Raw genomic sequence first — 983 nt, 5'->3', positions numbered from 1 at the left:
CAGGGACTGACGGTCAACTACGGAGACCTGGAAATGATTGGCCTGCAAGATAATCCGCCGTTCGTCATGCAGGATCCACCGGTGCACACCGAGTTTCGCAAGCTGGTGTCGCGCGGGTTCACCCCCCGGCAGGTCGAGGCGGTGGAACCCAAGGTGCGCGAGTTCGTCGTGGAGCGCATCGAGAAGCTGCGCGCCGACGGCGGCGGCGACATCGTCGCCGACCTGTTCAAGCCGCTGCCGTCGATGGTGGTCGCGCATTACCTCGGTGTGCCCGAGGAGGATTGGGCCCAATTCGACGGCTGGACCCAGGCCATCGTCGCGGCCAACACGGCCGACGGCGGCGTCGCGGGCGCGCTGGAAACCGTCGGCGACGCGGTCGGATCGATGATGGCCTACTTCACCGGGCTGATCGAGCGCCGCCGGACCGAGCCGGAGGACGACACCATCTCCCACCTGGTCGCCGCCGGAGTGGGCGCCGACGGCGACATCGCCGGGACGCTGTCGATTCTGGCGTTCACCTTCACGATGGTCACCGGCGGCAACGACACCGTCACCGGGATGCTGGGTGGCTCAATGCCGTTGCTGCACCAACGCCCCGACCAGCGCCGGCTGCTGGTCGACGACCCGGACCACATCCCCGACGCGGTTGAGGAACTGCTGCGGCTGACCTCGCCGGCACAGGGGTTGGCGCGCACGGTCACCCGTGACGTGACCATCGGCGACACCACCATCCCGGCCGGTCGCCGGGTGCTGCTGCTGTACGGGTCTGCCAACCGCGACGAACGCCAATACGGGCCGGACGCCGGCGAGCTCGACGTGACCCGCTGCCCGCGCAACATCCTGACCTTCAGTCACGGCGCCCACCACTGCCTGGGTGCCGCGGCGGCGCGGATGCAATCGCGGGTCGCGCTGACCGAACTGTTGGCCCGTTGCCCGGATTTCGACGTCGACGAGAATTCGATCGTGTGGGCGGGCGGTAGCTA

General features: G+C 68.5%; 1 protein-coding gene. It reads left to right on the top strand.

The window, feature by feature from the left end:
- A partial coding sequence (locus tag ACZY0B_RS27685; RefSeq protein WP_463767413.1) for a cytochrome P450 occupies positions 1-983 on the top strand: 983 nt, incomplete at both ends.

The organism is Mycobacterium sp. IDUB_19 (assembly GCF_055419445.1).
Note: the sequence above shows the minus strand (reverse complement) of the source record. Positions and strands in the feature narration are given on the sequence as shown.